Source organism: Soonwooa purpurea (assembly GCF_053891095.1).
In genome coordinates this window covers 91,170-109,120 of record NZ_JBSSMA010000007.1, presented here as the reverse complement: position 1 = coordinate 109,120, position 17,951 = coordinate 91,170, and the positions used below count along the sequence as shown (strand labels likewise).

Below are 17,951 nucleotides of genomic sequence, written 5' to 3'. Positions count from 1 at the left end.
ATGAAATATACAGACGAACAAATTGCAGACATCGGAGATAACATCATCAGAGAGCTTAAAAGTATCTATGATCCAGAAATTCCAGTAGATATTTATGAGTTGGGATTGGTGTACGATGTGCAAATTTCGGACGAAGGACAAGTGGTTGTGGTAATGACGCTAACATCTCCGAATTGCCCGGTAGCAGAATCTTTGCCCATGGAGGTTGAAGAAAAAGTGAAAGCTGTAGAAGGCGTTACCGCTGCTAAAATTAACTTGACTTTCGAACCTACATGGACAAAAGATATGATGAGTGAGGAAGCGCGCTTCGAACTCGGAATGTTATAAACTAGTCTGCGTATTCGAATATCAAAATTTTCTTGATATCGGGGTGAAGACTCAAATACACAGGACAATTGTGTGCAGTATCTTCGATAAATTTCTTTTCGTCTTCAGAATGCTTTTGCGGAAATTTTAAAACGCAGAATATTTCTCCAATTCTTCTTGGTTGGAAATACATGGTTTTTTTCAATTCGCAAGTTGCTCCTGTAATGTCGATATTCCTATCTTTTCCAAGCACACTTATCGCTGCAAAAATACTTTGTGCTAAAGAGGTTGCGAAAAGATCAGTAGGCGAGAAGTTATCTCTCTTGTTAAAGTTATCTTGTGGAATCCCGATGTGCATGGTATTGCCAGAATCTTCATGAACAGAATCCATCTCGTTATTGCCTAAATAAGTTGTTTTAGAAGTCATAGTTTTAGTATTAATGTATTATAAATTTAATCATTATTTTGCTAAATATGTTAGAATATAAAGTAATGTTTTGCAAAAATATTAAAAATGAAAAATATCTTTAGCTTTATTATAAGTGCTTTCGAAGTTTAACATGTTTTGATGAATATCAATTTTTTCAACAGCCATAAAGTTGAAAACCTGCTCTGTAGGCATATTTCCCACAAGATCATCTTTCGCCATAGGGCAACCGCCAATTCCTTTAATTGCACTGTCAAATCGTCGACATCCCTGGTCGTAAGCTGCTTTTAGCTTTTTATAAGAATCTTCGTAACGATTATGTAGATGTGCCCCGAAGTTAATATTAGGATATTTGCAAGGGATTTTATTAAACAAAAGACTGATGCGCTCGGTATCACCAACACCTGTTGTGTCCGATAAAAGTATTTCTTTAATTCCAACTTCATCAAAACGCTTTGCCCAAAAATCCACATCTTCCCAAGCCCAGCTTTCGCCATAAGGATTTCCAAAAGCCATAGAGAAATACAAATTTAGCTGTTTTCCTTGTGCGTTTGCTAAATCTAGAATTTTGATAATTTCTTCAAAAGCATCTTCTCGGCTTTTGTTGGTATTACGATGTTGAAATGTCTCCGAAATCGAGAAAGGAAATCCCAAAATGTCAACATTATCATGTTCCAAAGCTTTTTCGGCACCGCGAAGATTGGCAACAATGACAGATAATTTTGTATTGGACAAAGATTTATCAATCTCATCAACGACATCTCCTGAGTCTGCCATTTGTGGCATAGTGCGCGGATTTACAAAACTAGCACAATCTAATACATCAAAACCGACCTCCATTAAGGCGTTGATGTAATCAATTTTTTTTTGAGTTGGGATAAATTCGCCCCAACCTTGCATAGCGTCCCGTGGACATTCTGTTAGAAACAGTTCTTTCATTTACTATTTTTATTCTACCAAATTCTGGAGATGACTATATTTTTTAAAGAATTAAAAGACAATTGTCATCAAAAATGCTGTTTAGAAAAGCGTATAAGCATTTGCCATTCCATGCATAAATATATAACTTTGCTTTAATTATACCAAAAAAGATGAAGTCAATAGAATTTACATCGGAATGGCGCAAAAAATTGGTCGACCGATTTATTACATACGTTAAGATTTTTTCAACCAGTGATCCTGAAAGTGAGACAACGCCGTCCACGCCACAACAATGGGACATGGCAAAATATCTTTATAACGAATTGCAAACATTGGGTCTGGAAGATGTAAGCATGGATGAGCATGGTTATGTATTTGGATTTATACCTTCAAATATTGAAGAAAAAGTATCTCAGGTTGGTTTCATTGCGCATTACGATAGCACGCCAGATTTCAATGGAGTTGATGTTAAACCTCAGATTTGGGAAAATTACGATGGTGAGGATTTACTTTTAAATAAAGAAACAGGATTTGTTTTATCTCCTAAAAAATTTACTGATCTTAAAAAATACATCGGCCAAACCATTATCACAACAGATGGTACAACATTGTTGAGTGCTGATGATAAGGCAGGCATTGCTGAGATTGTAACGGCTGCAGAGTATCTTTTGGCACATCCAGAGCTTAAGCACGGTCGTATTTCAGTTGGATTCAATCCTGATGAAGAAATAGGTCGTGGCGCACACAAATTCGATGTTGAGAAATTTGGTGCCGAATGGGCTTATACGATGGATGGCGGCGAGATTGGAGAATTGGAGTATGAAAATTTCAATGCTGCAGGTGCTGTTATCAAATTTGCAGGTGTGTCCGTACATCCAGGATATTCGTTTGGGAAAATGTTGAATGCAGGATTGGTCGCTTCAGAATTTATCCAATCGCTTCCAAGTAACGAAACGCCAGCTACAACAAAAGGGTACGATGGTTTTTTCCATTTAACAGATTTTACAGGAGATGTAGCTGCAGCGAAACTTCTATATATTATTAGAGATCACGATGATGCTAAGTTTGAAGCTCGTAAAGTCTTAATGCAACAAAAAGTGGATGCTATCAACGAGAAATATGGTGAAGGCACTGCAACTTTAGAAATAAAATCGCAGTATCTTAATATGAAAAAACAGTTTGAAGGTAAAATGCATATCGTTGAAATTGCAGAACAAGCAATGAAAGATGCTGGTGTTGAGCCTAAAATAAAAGCCATCCGTGGTGGTACAGATGGTGCGCAGCTTTCGTATATGGGGCTGCCTTGTCCCAACATTTTTGCTGGTGGACATTATTTCCATGGACCATACGAGTTTGTTCCAATAGAAAATATGGAAGCCGCTGTTAAAGTTATTGTAAACATCGCTCAATCTGTTAAATAACTTAGCTGATGACAATTAAAGAGAAACAAAAGGAGTTGGTGGACGAGTTCGCTTTTTTAGGCGACTGGGAAGAAAAATATGAATATATTATTGACCTGGGAAAATCTCTGAAACCTCTTCCTGATGATAAAAAAATAGACGAAAATCTCATTCGTGGCTGTCAATCCAAAGTGTGGATAGATGCACGTTTTGAAGATGGAAAACTTTATTTCGATGCCGATTCAGATGGGATACTACCCAAAGGGATTGTGTCTATGTTGGTAAGCATCTACAGTGGACATGCCACACAAGAGATTGTGGATTCTGATTTTGAATTTATATCAGAAATAGGTTTACAAGAGTTTTTGTCACCCTCCAGAGCCAATGGACTTATGGCGATGACAAAACAAATTAAATTCTATGCCGTTGCATATCAATTAAAAAAGTGAAAAGAATCCTAGCATACCGTTTTTCAGCTTTTGGAGATGTGGCCATGACTGTCCCTGTTTTCAGAGAATTTCTGGAGCAAAATAAAGATGTGGAAATTATTTTTGTTAGCCGCCAGAATTTTGCGGATTTGTTTGATGATGTTCCTAATCTTAAGTTCCATGGTGTTGACTTCGATAACTATAAAGGTATTTTAGGTATTAGAAAATTAGGGCGCGAAATTTTAAAGCTTTATAAACCCGATTTTGTTGCAGATTTTCACGATGTCATTCGGACCAAACTAATTGATTCTATTGCGAGAAGGCACGGTTATAAGGTTTTTAAAATTAATAAAGGTAAAGAAGAGAAAGAGCATCTTACCGATGTTTGGAATCTTAATAAAGTTCAGCTTCGGCGAACTGTCGATCGCTATGCGGGCATACTTCGAAGAATGGGCTACAAGCTTGAATTGTCTTATGAGTTACGAAGTAGGGTAGCAGAAAGACACGGCATTGGTTTCGCTCCATTTGCCCAGCATAAAGGGAAAATGCTTCCTCTCGAGAAATCTTATGAGCTTGTTAAGCAACTTGCGAAACGTCAAAAAGTTTATTTCTTTGGAGGCGGCAAAGAAGAGTCGGATATCCTCCAGCGCTGGGAAACCGAGATTCCTAACACACATAGTCTTGCAGGAAAGCTAAGTTTAAAACAAGAATTGGATATTATAGCGAGCTTAGAATTAATGATTTGCATGGATTCTGCCAATATGCATTTGGCAAGTCTTATGGGAACGCGATGTCTTTCCATTTGGGGCTCAACGCATACCTATGCTGGGTTTTTAGGCTATGGACAATCCGAAAATGATGTGGTTCAGGTTAAAGACCTTAGCTGTAGGCCTTGTTCTGTTTTTGGAGATAAAGACTGTTATCGTGGCGACTATGCTTGTTTAGAAGAACTTCATATCCAGCAGATTTTAGATAAAATATGAAGCTGTCGATTTGCATACCGATTCATAATTTTGATGTCAATGTTTTAATTTCAAACCTAAAAGAAGAAATTGAAACCAGGCAACTCGATGCAGAAATTTTACTAATTGATGACGCTTCAAAACCAGAGTTTTTAAATATCAATTCTCCTGCAATACATTCTGTTGATTTTTTTAAAAGTTTAGAAGAAAACATAGGTCGTTCGGCAATTCGGAATTTGTTTTTAAAATATGCAAACGGTGATTATTTAATGTTTTTAGATTGCGACGGAAAGATTATTTCTAAAAACTTTATCAGCGATTATTTGGAATACATCCAATCTCAACAGCCTGATGTTATGTATGGAGGCAGAACCGTATCCCGTACAAAACCAGAAAAAACCTATCAATTGAGATGGAATTATGCTACAAAAAGAGAAAATCTTAATTTAAAAAAAAGACAGCAACGACCATATTTGGGCTTTCAGACGAATAATTTTGTAATTAAAAAAGAGATTTTTAAAAAATTTCGTTTTGATGAAAAATTAAAGAATTATGGTTATGAAGATTTGCTCTTCGCTATGGAATTGAAAGTAGCAAATATCCATATTCGTCACCTAGAAAATCCAATTTTCAACAACGATATCGAATCCAATATTGTCTTTACAAGCAAAGCAGCAGAAGCTGCACAAAGTTTGGCCTGTATTTTAAAAGATCCCAAAACAAAAGATAAAGTGGTCGATCTTAGGTTAAGCAAAGCCTATCAAAAGCTTAATAATTTCTACTTGGATATTTTGTTTAATCTTTGTTTTTATATTGTTGAACCTTTTCTTAAAGCCCGATTAAAAACAGGAAAAGCACATCTTAGAATTCTTGATTTTTACAAACTCGGCATTTTATCACGCGAAATGTCAAAAGCCTAAGCGTATTCGAGGTTCGGTTCATTTTCGAACATCCAATCTTCGTAGAAATATTTAGTTATACTGTAGGTTACAAAACCCAAAATCATTCCTAATGTATTTAGGAAAAGATCATCAACATCTGCCGTACCACGATGGCTCCAATATTGGGTTAATTCTATAATTGCAATGGCAATTGGAAAACCAATTAGTAATTTTGGGAAAGAAAAATACTTCTGAGAAATAAGTCCCATCCAACCAAATGGCATGAATACAACGATGTTCCCAATAATATTAACCGCAAAGTGCTGAGCCTCAACTTTAGACTTAAAAAACATATTAATAGTCTCAAAAGGCTGTAATTGTAAGTAGCCGATTGGTCCGGCTTCTCTACCCGAGCCGTAAAACATCATATACAATAGAAAAATGGTATAAAAACCAAGCAAAGGCGCATAATATCTCTTCATAAACTTCACAATTTTTTGCTGTCTTTATAGCGAATAAAATGACAAAAGATTTTTTATTTGTTTAAACGCGAATTTTGTGTACAAATATGATTCCTCAGGCGTGTTAAAAAGATAAAAAATCTAAACTTTTATGAATTTTTAATATTATGATAAATAGAATTTTGCTTTTAAACTAGTGTATTAAATAGTCAAATAAAGAATATTTAAAATGTAAATATTTGATTATCTGGCTTTTGTGTAAGGTTGTTATTTTGGTATTATAGTTTGTAATCGAAGTTTTGAAGAGCTGTTATTTCAAAAGAAATGTTAAATTAAGACTTTGCTTGATCCGTAAAAACTTCAATAATTCGTGATCGTTGTACATAGTGCAAATGTAGGATTCTAATCATTCTCCCCAACTTTTGTTACTGATCCAGCCCTTGATCCCTGATCCGTTTGTAAGAAGTAAATGGCTGAAATAAAAAAAATCCCAAATCTTTCGACTTGGGATTTTGTGTGGGTCCTGAGGGATTCGAACCCCCGACCCTCTCGGTGTAAACGAGATGCTCTGAACCAACTGAGCTAAGAACCCGAATTTTTTTGAAAGGTTTCGTTCCTTTTGTGTGGGTCCTGAGGGATTCGAACCCCCGACCCTCTCGGTGTAAACGAGATGCTCTGAACCAACTGAGCTAAGAACCCTCTTTTCGAGATTTATTTTCTCGTTTTGAGTGGTGCAAATATACAACTTATTCTTTAGTCTCCAAATTTTTTTCTAAAAATTCTCCAACTACAAAGTTGCTTCCACCAATAAAAATAATTTCGTCATCTGTAGCTTCTTGTTTTGCAGCGAGATAGCCTTCTTGGACGGTTTCGAAAATTTTATAAGAAATTTTAGCTTCTTCGAGTAGATTTTGATATTCTTCTGGGTGTCGGCCCCTGCTGATGCTTGGTTTTACAAAATAATAGCTTGCGTTTTCTGGAAGAATTTTTGTGACATCATCAATCTTTTTATCATTTACAAAACCTAAAACAATATGTTTTTTTTGATTGTAAGAATTAAGCTGTTGAAAAACGTTTTCCAATCCAGCTTGATTATGCCCTGTATCGCAAATCGTCAAAGGCTCTTTGGAAAAGATAAACCAACGTCCTATGAATCCTGTGTTTTTATGCACATTTAGGAATCCATCTTTTATATTGTTTTCGGAAATGTTTAATCCTATTTTTTGTAATTCATGGATGATTCCGATAACGACTTTTTTGTTTTTATTTTGATAAAGCCCTTCAAGGTCAGATGAGTAGTTTGCATCTATTTGGGTAGCATCGAGAAAGCTTGCGTCAATTTCTGATGCTTTTTCTTTAATAATACTTTTTACAACAAGATTATCGTCACCCGAAATTATTGGAATGCTGGATTTAATAATGCCTGCTTTTTCATAAGAAATTTCCTCTATTGTATTTCCTAAAATATTTTGATGATCGAGCTGTACATTGGTAATAGCGGTAACTAAAGGCGAAATAATATTAGTGGCGTCCAATCGCCCACCGAGTCCAACTTCTATAACGGCGTAATCGACTTGTTGTCTTTTAAAATATTCAAAAGCCATCACCGTGGTAAACTCAAAGAAAGAAGGTTGGATGTCTTCTGGCAAATCTTGTAATTTAAGAATCATGTCATAGACAAAGGCTTTGTCGCATTGCGCTCCATTGACCTTTATTCGTTCTGTAAAGTGTACCAAATGTGGCGAATTGTAAAGCCCTATTTTGTATCCAGCTTCTTGTAAGATAGATGCCAACATATTGCTGGTAGAGCCTTTTCCGTTGGTGCCGCCGATGTGTATGCATTTTAGGCTGTTGTGTGGATTTCCAAAGTACGCACACAGTTTTGTGATATTTTGCAAACCTGGCTTGTAGGCAGATTCACCTTCGTGTTGATAGTTAGGCACTTGTGCAAAAAGCCAGTCAATGGCTTCTTTATAATTGCTTTCTGTAAATTCTGTAGGTGATTTGAAAGGCATAATAAAAAAATTATAATGCAAAATTAAGTGTCAGAGTTCTTTAATCGTTCAAGATTAAAAAGTTTAATAAAAATTTAAAACTTAATGGTGTAGGTTCCGGTCGAGGTTTCGTTTGGTTTTTTATTGGCTTTCACATATTTTTTAAGCCAAATAACCGCTGCCGTAATATTACATGGATCCGAAATGCCTTTGCTGCGTCCGGCAGAAATAACCTTGCCTGTTTCGTCAATGGTGATGAACATAACCAGTTCGCCTTTGGTTTTGCAATTGCTACTTGGAAGTTTTCCTGGTTTTCCCATTGTGCCTGGGATAAAAGCTGTCAATTTTCTTTCGGTACCGATTTTTGTCTTCTTCGGTTCGGAGGTTTTCTTGGTTTCTTCTTCTTTTTTAGGTTTTAAATTGTCTTTCTTTTGGTCGGCGGTTTTTTCGTTTATTTTTTCTTGAGGTATTTCCTCTTTTACTGCAGGTGCTGTTGTAAGGCTGTCTTCCAATGGTTTTACAGCAACTTCTGGAATATAGATTTCGGGTTTGGAAAGGCTGTCGACTTCGGGTTCTTCAACAGTTTGAGGTACAATTTCTAAACTATCTTTTTTTAATGAAGAATCTTCGAGTTGTTCAAGGTTGACAAAACTTGAGTTTGCCCAAAACAAACTGATAACCAAAAGGACCAATACGGTATACATCCCAAGAGGAACACCTTTTAATGTTTTGGTTTTTCTGCGAAATTCCATGTTAAGCAGGTTTGTTGATGATGTCTAAAAACTCGTTAGTATGGTATTGAATTTTCATCACCATATAATCGATTTTAGCTACCAAATAATTATTGAATAGGTATGCTAAAAAGCCAATAATTAAACCAACTAATGCTGGTGACAAAGCTTTGTAGAAAGATGCCGATAATAGTTGTTGAGAATCTACGGCAGTATGTGACAGTCCAGAAAAGATTCCAGCAAATGCGATAACACTACCGATGCTTCCCAAAATAGGAGCAATGCCAGAAATGCTAGCTAGATAATTAACATATTTTTCAGCGTAATGAACTTCTACCTGCGCTTGGGTTTCCATGGCGTTAGAAATTTCGCTGATAGGTCGTCCAACGCGAGAAAGTCCTTTTTCGATACAACGAGCTTCTGGAGAGTTGTCTCTTCTACAAAAGTCAACTGCTGCGTCAACGCGCGCCTCACTCAGCATGTCGTTAAGGTTTTTAATCAAATAAGGGTCAACTTTATTCTCTTGATTTAGTTTTAAAACACGAACTATAAAAAAATAGCAAGCTGCTAATCCAATGATAAATAATAAGATAACGATAAGTGTTTCGATAAGTCCGCCACCAAAAAGAAATTCTAATACAGAAATATGTTTGTCTGCCATTTGATTAAAAATTTGTGTCGTTAAAGTTAGGTTTTTATTAGGTTTAAAAGAAATCTAAAAGACGATTTTGTAGGTGCCTTTTGAAGAAACAGACGATTTTTCTGCTTTTACATATTGCTTCACCCATTTGATAGATGTTGCGACAACACATGCGTCCGAAATACCAGATGCGCGACTTGCAGAAACAACATTCCCAGCTTTGTCAACTGTGTAAGCAATGCTAATGCTTCCAGAAGCTGTACATTCTTGTTGGGGTTGGTTGCCGCCGCGTCCCATGGTTCCTGGTATAAAACCAATTAATTTTCTGTCAATACCAATTCGGCTATCGCCATCTCCTGCGCCACCCAAAGGATCTCCAGTGTTGCCATCTCCTGTGCCAGTACCTTGGCTTCTGCCCTTGGCGCCTCGGCCTGCCAAAAGGCTTCCTATAGCGGCATTGCCTCGTCCATCGCCTGTGCCACCATCTTTTTTGATGTTGCCTTTTGCATTTGGCGTTGCATCTGCTTTTTTTGTGGTACTTGCCATTGTGACATTTGTTGCCTTTTTATCTGCTTTAGAAGCTTTGGGTGTTACGGTTGCTGCTTTCTCACGTGTCGGCGTCGGAACGGTATTTTCTGGAATAGGTTTTTCTATTTTTTCCAAACTTGGCTTTGCTATTTCTACAATCGTTTCCTCCAAAATTTTTGATTCTAAAGGGGCTGCGCTGGGCTCTTCTTGTTTGGGTTCTTCGATGCCTTTTCCGTTGGTTTCGTCACCAAAGTTGATGAGCATGTTGGTAATATCCATTTGGACCATGTCTTCGTTGGCAGTTTTTTTATCATCAAGCGCTTTTACATTGGTTATAAATAGTAAAAACAATAATAAAAATATAGCAACACCAATTAATAAAGCTTTAGTAAGTGTATGCTCATAATGTTTGCGAAAAGCATAAGCACCGTAAGCTTTGTGTCGGTCTTCAAATACAATATCGTCTAAATCTTGATACATCTACTAATGGTTTTATTAAAGAAAAGCCTATCTCTCATTATAAGTCTGGTACTATAACGAATTAGATAGGTTTTATATTATTTGGTTAAATCAGAGATTATTCGTCAACCTCAATATCATCTTGTTTGAAATGACATTTTAGTTTAAAAGGAATTGGTTCGTCACCCTTTGTATAGAAATCATCGATTTCGCCTTGCCAAAACAGTTGAAGTTCGCCCTTCTCATTAAGTTCAAAGCTTAGCTCATTTTCATAAAGAAAAGCTTCTTCATCGTCATGTAAGTCAACCTCTGTATATTGATCTTCGTCATTGTCTTCGATTTTAAAGCTTTGATTTTGAAGCTCATCCGAGTTAATAGGGAAGTCGGAAACCTTTAACGATAGTTGCGGAAAATTGTATTGTAACGAGTCGTCATCTACATGATCCAAAGTGTCGCTGGTGATAATTTCCACTTCTAAAGTGTTCAAAGAATTGTTGTAAACTGCTTTGCAGTAAGTGTTCTGGATGTGATATTTCAAAGTTTCATCCGGATGATAAATTTTTAATAGCCCTTTCATAGCAAGGTGTACTAATGTTTCTTGTTTTTAAATATTCTTGAATTAGAACAAAGATAAAAAATTGATTTAATTGAGAAAATATTTAATTTAAAATTTTAAATAGGAAGTTATGAACAATGTTTTATGATATTTCTTTAATTTTGTTAGCTATAAGTCTTAAGAGAATATGAAAAAAATAATAATAAGCATTAGCCTTGGCATTTTGGTGGCGTGTATTGCAAGTGCTTGCAAAAAAAACGACTCACCAATGTTAAAGACGGCCAATGACTCTAGTAAAGCCGAAAATCTGTACGATATTGCAGAAAAATACTACGCAGAATATCTTAAACTTTATCCGCTAGAAGCTACCACACAAGGCGATAGTGTGTATAATGATCAATTACCGATAAATATTTCTCAAGACTTTATTTCTAAAGAGGTTTCTTTTTATAATGATGTCCAAAAACAATTAAAACAAGTTGATTACGAAGGGCTTTCTGATGATGACAAAACCGTTTATGATGTCTTGGATTATACATTGAAAGATCGACAAGAGCGTTACGCTTATCATCCAGAATATATACCTTTCACTCAGTTTTCGGGATTGCCATTGGATTTTCCATTGTTAGGAAGTGGCAAAGGAAGTCAACCTTTTAGAACCGAAAAAGATTATGAAAATTGGCTGAAAAGAATGGAACTGTTTCCTGCATGGATGGATGCCGCCATTGCAAATTTTAAAATAGGGATGTCAAAAGACGTTGTTTTACCGAAAAGTTTGGTTGTAAAAATGATTGACCAGATGGCTGCCGAGGAAATTAATTCTTTGGATTTTGGGAAGAATATTTTTTACGGACCTATCAAAAGTCTTCCTAAAAACTTTAAACCTGTTTCAGCGAACAAATATGCAAAGCTTTATCAGGATGCTATTAAAAGTAAAATTATCCCGTCTTACACCAAAATGCACGATTTTCTTAAAAACGAATATCTCCCAAAAGCAAGATTGACAGATGGGTACAATGCATTGCCAAATGGCGCTAATACGTACAATTATTATGTTAAAAGTTGGACAACAACAAGCAAAACACCAGACGAAATTCATGAATTAGGGCTTAAAGAAGTTGCTCGTATTCGTAAAGAAATGGAGCAGGTTAAAAATAAAATTGGTTTCAAAGGAAATTTGGAAGAGTTTTTAAATTTCGTTAAACAAGACCCAAAAGCAATGCCTTATCATTCATCGCAAGAAATTTTGGACGCATTTCAATCGATTTTAGATAAAATAACACCGAAACTAGAAACAATGTTTTCGGTAACACCAAAAACCCCTTTCGAAATCCGCCAAACTGAAAAGTTTCGTGAGGCCAGTGCCAGTGCAGAATATATCCAAGGGACGCCAGATGGAAAACGCCCTGGGATTTTCTATATGCCTATTCCTGATCCCAAAAAATTCAATGTTACATCCGGTATGGAATCTTTGTTTCTGCACGAGGCTATTCCAGGACATCATTATCAGGTATCACTACAACAAGAAAATACCAAACTTCCGAGATTTATGAGATTCGGATGGTTAGGCGCTTATGGCGAAGGCTGGGCGCTTTATTGTGAGTCTTTAGGCCTTGAATTTGGACTGTACACGGATCCTTATCAAAAAATGGGTTCTTTGAGTGATGAGATGCTGCGTGCGGTGCGTTTGGTAATTGATACTGGTTTGCATACTGGGCAGATGACTCGTGAGGAAGCCATTAAATATTTCTTAAGTAATGTCGCTTATGATGAGGCTGGCGCCACTGCCGAAGTAGAGCGTTATATGGCAATTCCAGGTCAGGCTTTAAGTTATAAAATAGGTGCGATAAAAATCCGAGAGCTTCGTGATAAGTATCAAAAAGATTTGAAGAAGAAATTTAATATCGCTTCATTCCACAACGAAGTCCTTAGTCAAGGTTGTTTGCCTTTGGATGTTCTAGATAGAAAAATGGAACTGTGGGCTAAAAAGCAAAAATAAATCTTATGATAAACAAAGCTCGGCGCATCTACGATGCGCCGAACTTTTTATTTTTCAAATAACATTTTAGTTAAAAAATCTTTATCACCTTTCCCTCTAGCTGGCGAATATTCTCTACCATAGAAAATAATTTGAAGATGAAGTTTGTTCCAAGTATTTTCAGGCCAAAGTTTTTTCGCATCAGTTTCTGTTTGAACAACATTTTTGCCTTCTGTTAATTTCCATTGTTTCATCAAGCGATGGATGTGCGTATCTACAGGAAAAGCTGGTACACCAAAAGCCTGACTCATCACTACAGATGCTGTTTTGTGTCCAACACCAGGTAATGCTTCCAATTCTTCAAAGCTTTGGGGAACCTCCCCATTGTGGCGTTCCAAAAGAAGTTGGGACATTTTTTTGAGGTTTTTAGCTTTGGTATTGCTAAGACCGATTTCTTTGATAAGTTCTTTTATTTCCCATTCTTCTAACTTGGCCATTCGTTGAGGCGTTCCTGCAACTTCGAAAAGATTCGGCGAAATTTCATTGACTTTTTTATCGGTCGTTTGTGCAGAAAGTGCGACAGCAACCAATAAAGTAAAAGGGTCGGTATGGTGTAATGGGATGGGTTGGACTGGATACAACTTTTCCAACTCGTCGAGTATTATTTGGGCTCTTTGTTTTTTCGTCATAATGACTGTAAATTTACAGAAAAAAGATATGTTACAGATTGGTGAAGCGCTTCCTGAGTTCGAAGCAAAAAATCAAGACGGAAAGGTTATAAAATCATCAAATTTCAAAGGGAAAAAATTAGTGGTTTTTTTCTATCCAAAAGCCAGTACGCCTGGTTGTACGATGGAAGCTTGTAATTTGCGAGACAATTATTCGGTTCTGAAAAAACAAGGTTATCAACTTCTTGGGGTGAGTGCAGATTCGGAAAAAAGACAGCTTAATTTCGCTACGAAAAACGAATTGCCTTTCGATCTTTTGGCAGATGAAGATCACGATGTTATCAATAAATTTGGCGTTTGGCAGTTGAAAAAATTTATGGGTCGCGAGTTTATGGGAATCGTACGCACCACTTTTGTGTTCGACGAGAATTCTATTTGCACCAATATAATTGAAAAAGTAAAAACAAAAGATCACGCCGCTCAGATTTTAGAAAAGTAAAATTTGGGCGTGCCCCTTTGTTTTTCCTAGCTTTGTCATTGCAAAAACAAGCGGGTCGGCCTTCGCGCAGTCGCTGTTTTTATGAGGTGGCTTCGTGCAGTCGAAGCCACCTCATAAAAACGAGCTCCAACAATGCGCTTCGCCCTCACGCAGATTGGGGCTTTTTATAAGATTTTGGATGTAGATAGAGAAGCCTTGTTAGGGTTTAAAGCCCTAACAAGGCTCTGTTTTTTAATTCGGATATTTTAAACAAATAATTTACAAATTGCCTTCGTAATACATCAACGCATCGTCATCTTGGGAAAGTTGTATCATTTTTTGATACGTAAGCCCAAGCTTTTCAATTAGTTTTTGTGATGCTATATTGTTTGGAAGTGTAATTGCAGAAACTTTATTTAATCCAAATTCTGCTTTTGCAACTTCCAAAATTTTATTTGAAGATTCGTAGCCATAGCCCTTTTCTTCGTATTCTGGTAAAAAAGCAAATCCAATATCGACAACTTCTAGGACATCTCTTTTAAAAAGCCCGCTAGAGCCAACTTTGTTACCATTTTCTTTCAAAATTACAGTATAGCTTCCGTAGCCATTGTTTTCAAAATTTGGAAGATGTTTATCGAGAATGTATTGTCGCGCATCTTCTTTGGTTTTGATGTTTCTATCGCCGATGTATTCTAGCCATTTTGGACTGTTCATCAATTCAAATATCAAATCAACATCTTCCAGATCAGTTGGTTTTAGAATAAGTCTTTCGGTTTCAAAACTTTTAAATGTCATATTAAGGAACAATAACTGTGAATATGTAAGCCATAAGAACAACCAAAAGGACCACGCCATATAAGACATTGGTTTTTCCTCGGTTAAGTGATAGCATCACAATATATAAAGATAAAGCCATTAGCACCATAGATTTGATGTCAAGACCAAGTACCAAAGGAAAATCGTATATTAAACAAACAATAGCCACAGCGGGGATTGTTAGCCCGATGCTCGCTAAAGCAGAACCCAAAGCCAGATTAAGACTCGTTTGCAAATGGTTTCTTCGTGCAGCTTTTATCGCCGCAAAACCTTCTGGTAATAATACAACTGCGGCAATGATAACACCGACTAAGGATTTTGGTGCGCCAATGTTGTGGACAATTTCCTCAATTTTTGGAGATAGAGCTTTCGCCATTAAAACAACAATTCCGAGGCATATTAATAAGTAAATCAAACTCACGATTGTGTTTGTGTTTGTTGGTGGAATAGCGTTGTCGTGCTCGCCTTCGCCTTCAGCTAAAAAGTAATTGCGGTGACGTACGGTTTGTACCATAAGAAAGGCTCCGTAAATAACTAAAGAGGCAACCGCGAAAAATATTAATTGTGCATTGTTGAACAATGGTGCATTAATGCTCGTTGTGTAATTTGGAAGAACCAAAGTCAATACTAAAATGGCAACCAAGCTTACCATAGCTGTATTGGCAGATGATCTTGCGAAATATTGCTCATGAAATTTGGCGCCACCAACCAAAAGGCAAGCACCGAGAATTCCGTTTAAAATTAACATTATAGCTGCGAATACAGTGTCTCTGGCAAGTGTCACTGCGGAATCGCCTCCCGCAATCATTAAGGAAATAATTAAAGCCACTTCGATAATTGTAATAGCAAGTGCAAGGATAATTGTCCCGAAAGGTTCGCCAACTTTTAGAGCGACGATTTCGGCATGATGTACTGCAGAAAGGACACTTGTGATTAATAAAATTGCTCCGATAAAGCTAAACCAACTGTTATTGTCTGTAATTCCCGTAAAATAATAGATCCATGCTAAGATTGGGAATATGTGTGTCCAGTGTAGTTTTAGTTTCATCAAAATTCTATTTTTCACAAAGTACAATTTTTTTGAAAAAAAAACAAAAAAAGAGATGCTAAATTTAGCATCTCTTTGAAAATATTATATTTAATAGGTATTATTTTACAAGTTCCATTTCGCTGATAAGGTGTCCAGCTCCAGCGAATTTGTCGATTACCCAAAGTACAAATCTAGCATCTACGTTGATGGTTCTTTGTAATGCTGGTTCGAAAACGATATCGCCACTCAATGCTTCGCTGTTACCATCGAAAGCAAGTCCGATAAGGTTACCACGAGCATCCAATATTGGAGAACCAGAGTTACCACCTGTAATATCATTGTTTGATAAGAAGTTAACATAAAGGTTTCCGTCTTTGTCAGCATATTGACCATAGTCTTTTTTCTTAGCTTGATCCATTAATTTTTTTGGAAGATCAAACTCTTCGTCACCTTTTTTGTATTTAGCTACCATACCGTCAATGGTTGTATAGTAGTTTTCTTTGATGCCTTTATAATTTCTATCTGCTCTTTTTGGAAGCGTATCGATAGAGCCATACGTTAATCTCATTGTAGAGTTAGCATCTGGGTAGAAGCTTTTGTTAGGTTGAGATTTTCTAAGACCGTCTAAGAATAATCTTGTGTTGTCTGCAAAGTTGTCATCAACTTTATCGTAAGTTTCTCCTGCTAATTTTTGTTCTGTAACAATTCCGTCAGCAATTTTCTTAAGTGGATCTGCATCGATAACTAATCTGTCGGGGTTGTTTAAGAATTTCATTGCGGATTCTTTGTTAGCAAATATTGAAGCAAATGCTACATTGGCAACGGTAGAAACGTCGGTTTTCATAATCGTTGGCGAAGCTACTTCTTTGTTAACTCTTAGTTGGTAAAGGTTAAACATAGCTGTTAGCATATTGCCTTCTAATTTTGGATTAAAGGTTTCATAAACTCTGTTAATCGCATCTGTAACTTTTTGTTTCATTTGCGCTTTTCCACTTTCGTCTTGATCTGCATAAGTTTTGAACAAACTTCCTAACGAAGCAGCGACACCTACATATTTAGCATTTCTAGAAAGTTGAGACATATAGTTTCTCTCAACATTTCTGTTGGATACTTGTTTGTAATATGCATCAATATTTGGAAGAACACCGAAATAAGTTTCAGAGTTTCCTGGCATTGCTGCCCATTGGTTATAGGCTTCTTCTACTTTTTGTTTGTCAGCAATGGTTCCGTTTTTGATAACAGCGTCAATTGTACCTTGTCTATTTTTCCAATAATTAGCCACAGAAGCATATTGAGAGGCATAACCTAATTTAACAGCTTGGTCTTTATCCATGTGTTTTTTCATCACATCCATAGCAACTTTAGAAGCTTCTACCCAAGCTGGATAGTCTTTTTCTACCATTTGTTTGATACCATAAGATGTTAAATAACGGTTGGTTCTACCAGGATAACCCATGATCATTGCGAAATCTCCAGGTTTGTAACCTTTAAGAGAAACTGGCAAAGAGTGTTTAGGCTTCATCGGAACGTTATTCAAAGAATATTCAGCTGGATTTCCGTTAGCGTCAGAATAAACACGGAATACAGAGAAGTCAGCCGTATGTCTTGGCCATTCCCAGTTGTCTGTGTCACCACCAAATTTTCCTAAAGAGTTAGGCGGTGTACCAACCAATCTAACGTCTTTGAAGTCTTGATATACAAAATAATAAAACTCGTTACCGTTGAAGAAATCTTTTACAACAACTGTGTATTTTCCATTGTCGCTGTTTTCAGTTTGGATTGCTTTATATTCTGCATCGATGATTTTTTTTCTTTCTTCAGGAGACATTGTGTTGTTCAACTTAGAAGTAATTCTTTGTGTTGCGTCATCCATTCTTACCATGAATCTTACAGAAAGCCCTTTTGCAGGAAGCTCTTCGCTTCTCTTCATCGCCCAGAATCCGTTGGTAAGATAATCTTTTTCTGGAGTAGAAAGTGCTGCAATATTTCCGTAACCACAATGGTGATTAGTAAATAACAAGCCTTCTTTTGATACAATTTCTGCAGTACATCCACCTCCGAATTGTACAATAGCATCTTTTAAGCTAGAGTTGTTAACAGAGTAGATTTCTTCAGGTGTCAATTTTAGGCCTTCTTTTTGCATATCTACGCCGTTAAGACGTTTGATAAGCATTAATAGCCACATTCCTTCATCTGCTCTCATCTGAGCAAAACTTAGCAAGAAAGTAAGTGCTAAAAATATTCTTTTCATAGAGTAAAATTTTGCTGGCTAAATTAATCAAATTAT

19 protein-coding genes and 2 tRNA genes are annotated in these 17,951 nt (G+C 36.5%); 7 read left to right on the top strand and 14 right to left on the bottom strand.

What is annotated here, in order from left to right:
* Entirely contained in the window at positions 1-327 is a 327-nt protein-coding gene (locus ACVFVN_RS08485; protein ID WP_456234932.1) for an SUF system Fe-S cluster assembly protein, read from the top strand.
* 1 nt (position 328) lies between these two features.
* On the opposite strand, the gene ACVFVN_RS08480 is transcribed toward ACVFVN_RS08485, so the two are convergent.
* Positions 329-733 (bottom strand): OsmC family protein, encoded by a 405-nt coding sequence (locus ACVFVN_RS08480; protein ID WP_165134633.1) that lies wholly within the window; start codon positions 731-733, stop codon positions 329-331.
* Between the two features lie 81 nt (positions 734-814).
* Positions 815-1,663 carry a hydroxymethylglutaryl-CoA lyase gene (locus ACVFVN_RS08475; RefSeq protein ID WP_456234971.1) on the bottom strand — a complete coding sequence of 283 codons (849 nt, stop codon included), beginning with the start codon at positions 1,661-1,663 and terminating at the stop codon, positions 815-817.
* A 161-nt stretch (positions 1,664-1,824) separates the two neighbouring features.
* On the opposite strand from ACVFVN_RS08475, the gene pepT reads away from it, so the two are divergent.
* From pepT to ACVFVN_RS08455, 4 genes are read left to right on the top strand one after another with little or no spacing between them, the layout of a single operon-like run.
* Positions 1,825-3,075, top strand: coding sequence for a peptidase T (pepT, locus tag ACVFVN_RS08470; RefSeq protein WP_456234931.1), 1,251 nt, complete (start codon positions 1,825-1,827; stop codon positions 3,073-3,075).
* Between the two features lie 8 nt (positions 3,076-3,083).
* Complete coding sequence (locus ACVFVN_RS08465; RefSeq protein ID WP_456234930.1) at positions 3,084-3,503, top strand: SufE family protein; 420 nt, start codon at positions 3,084-3,086, stop codon at positions 3,501-3,503.
* Entirely contained in the window at positions 3,500-4,465 is a 966-nt protein-coding gene (locus ACVFVN_RS08460) for a glycosyltransferase family 9 protein (RefSeq protein ID WP_456234929.1), read from the top strand. Before ACVFVN_RS08465 ends, ACVFVN_RS08460 begins: the two co-directional genes overlap by 4 nt.
* On the top strand, positions 4,462-5,364 hold the full coding sequence (locus ACVFVN_RS08455; RefSeq protein ID WP_456234928.1) for a glycosyltransferase family 2 protein: 903 nt from the start codon (positions 4,462-4,464) through the stop codon (positions 5,362-5,364). The genes ACVFVN_RS08460 and ACVFVN_RS08455 overlap by 4 nt, the downstream gene beginning before the upstream one ends.
* Here the strand turns inward: ACVFVN_RS08455 and ACVFVN_RS08450 are convergent.
* From ACVFVN_RS08450 to ACVFVN_RS08415, 8 genes are all read right to left on the bottom strand, one after another.
* The gene (locus tag ACVFVN_RS08450) at positions 5,361-5,807 is read right to left on the bottom strand and encodes a VanZ family protein (protein ID WP_165134621.1); all 447 of its coding nucleotides are present in this window, start codon (positions 5,805-5,807) and stop codon (positions 5,361-5,363) included. The genes ACVFVN_RS08455 and ACVFVN_RS08450 overlap by 4 nt on opposite strands.
* 496 nt (positions 5,808-6,303) lie before the next feature.
* Positions 6,304-6,378: transfer RNA gene (locus tag ACVFVN_RS08445), tRNA-Val, on the bottom strand.
* 32 nt (positions 6,379-6,410) lie between these two features.
* Positions 6,411-6,485: transfer RNA gene (locus tag ACVFVN_RS08440), tRNA-Val, on the bottom strand.
* Positions 6,486-6,532: 47 nt separating this feature from the next.
* Positions 6,533-7,801: a bifunctional folylpolyglutamate synthase/dihydrofolate synthase gene (locus tag ACVFVN_RS08435; RefSeq protein ID WP_456234927.1), complete on the bottom strand. Its 1,269-nt coding sequence runs from the start codon at positions 7,799-7,801 to the stop codon at positions 6,533-6,535.
* Positions 7,802-7,875: 74 nt separating this feature from the next.
* Positions 7,876-8,532 (bottom strand): hypothetical protein, encoded by a 657-nt coding sequence (locus ACVFVN_RS08430; protein ID WP_456234926.1) that lies wholly within the window; start codon positions 8,530-8,532, stop codon positions 7,876-7,878.
* Position 8,533: 1 nt separating this feature from the next.
* Positions 8,534-9,172, bottom strand: a complete 639-nt coding sequence (locus ACVFVN_RS08425; protein WP_456234925.1) for a MotA/TolQ/ExbB proton channel family protein — start codon at positions 9,170-9,172, stop codon at positions 8,534-8,536.
* A 54-nt stretch (positions 9,173-9,226) separates the two neighbouring features.
* Complete coding sequence (locus ACVFVN_RS08420) at positions 9,227-10,159, bottom strand: ferric siderophore ABC transporter substrate-binding protein (RefSeq protein WP_456234924.1); 933 nt, start codon at positions 10,157-10,159, stop codon at positions 9,227-9,229.
* 97 nt (positions 10,160-10,256) lie between these two features.
* Positions 10,257-10,715, bottom strand: a complete 459-nt coding sequence (locus ACVFVN_RS08415) for a hypothetical protein (RefSeq protein ID WP_165134555.1) — start codon at positions 10,713-10,715, stop codon at positions 10,257-10,259.
* Positions 10,716-10,881: 166 nt separating this feature from the next.
* On the opposite strand from ACVFVN_RS08415, the gene ACVFVN_RS08410 reads away from it, so the two are divergent.
* The gene (locus ACVFVN_RS08410; RefSeq protein ID WP_456234923.1) at positions 10,882-12,693 is read left to right on the top strand and encodes a DUF885 domain-containing protein; all 1,812 of its coding nucleotides are present in this window, start codon (positions 10,882-10,884) and stop codon (positions 12,691-12,693) included.
* 47 nt (positions 12,694-12,740) lie between these two features.
* On the opposite strand, the gene nth is transcribed toward ACVFVN_RS08410, so the two are convergent.
* The gene (gene nth / locus ACVFVN_RS08405) at positions 12,741-13,361 is read right to left on the bottom strand and encodes an endonuclease III (RefSeq protein WP_456234922.1); all 621 of its coding nucleotides are present in this window, start codon (positions 13,359-13,361) and stop codon (positions 12,741-12,743) included.
* Positions 13,362-13,389: 28 nt separating this feature from the next.
* Between nth and bcp the strand changes: the two genes are divergently transcribed.
* A complete protein-coding gene (bcp, locus tag ACVFVN_RS08400; RefSeq protein WP_456234970.1) occupies positions 13,390-13,839 on the top strand; it encodes a thioredoxin-dependent thiol peroxidase in 450 nt (149 codons plus the stop codon).
* A gap of 258 nt (positions 13,840-14,097) precedes the next feature.
* Here bcp and ACVFVN_RS08395 read toward each other — a convergent pair whose 3' ends face one another.
* The 3 genes from ACVFVN_RS08395 to ACVFVN_RS08385 form a co-directional block, all read right to left on the bottom strand.
* Positions 14,098-14,613 carry a GNAT family N-acetyltransferase gene (locus ACVFVN_RS08395; protein ID WP_456234921.1) on the bottom strand — a complete coding sequence of 172 codons (516 nt, stop codon included), beginning with the start codon at positions 14,611-14,613 and terminating at the stop codon, positions 14,098-14,100.
* A 1-nt stretch (position 14,614) separates the two neighbouring features.
* Positions 14,615-15,682, bottom strand: coding sequence for a calcium:proton antiporter (locus tag ACVFVN_RS08390; RefSeq protein ID WP_456234969.1), 1,068 nt, complete (start codon positions 15,680-15,682; stop codon positions 14,615-14,617).
* A gap of 100 nt (positions 15,683-15,782) precedes the next feature.
* Entirely contained in the window at positions 15,783-17,915 is a 2,133-nt protein-coding gene (locus tag ACVFVN_RS08385; RefSeq protein ID WP_456234920.1) for a S46 family peptidase, read from the bottom strand.
* Positions 17,916-17,951: the final 36 nt, after the last annotated feature.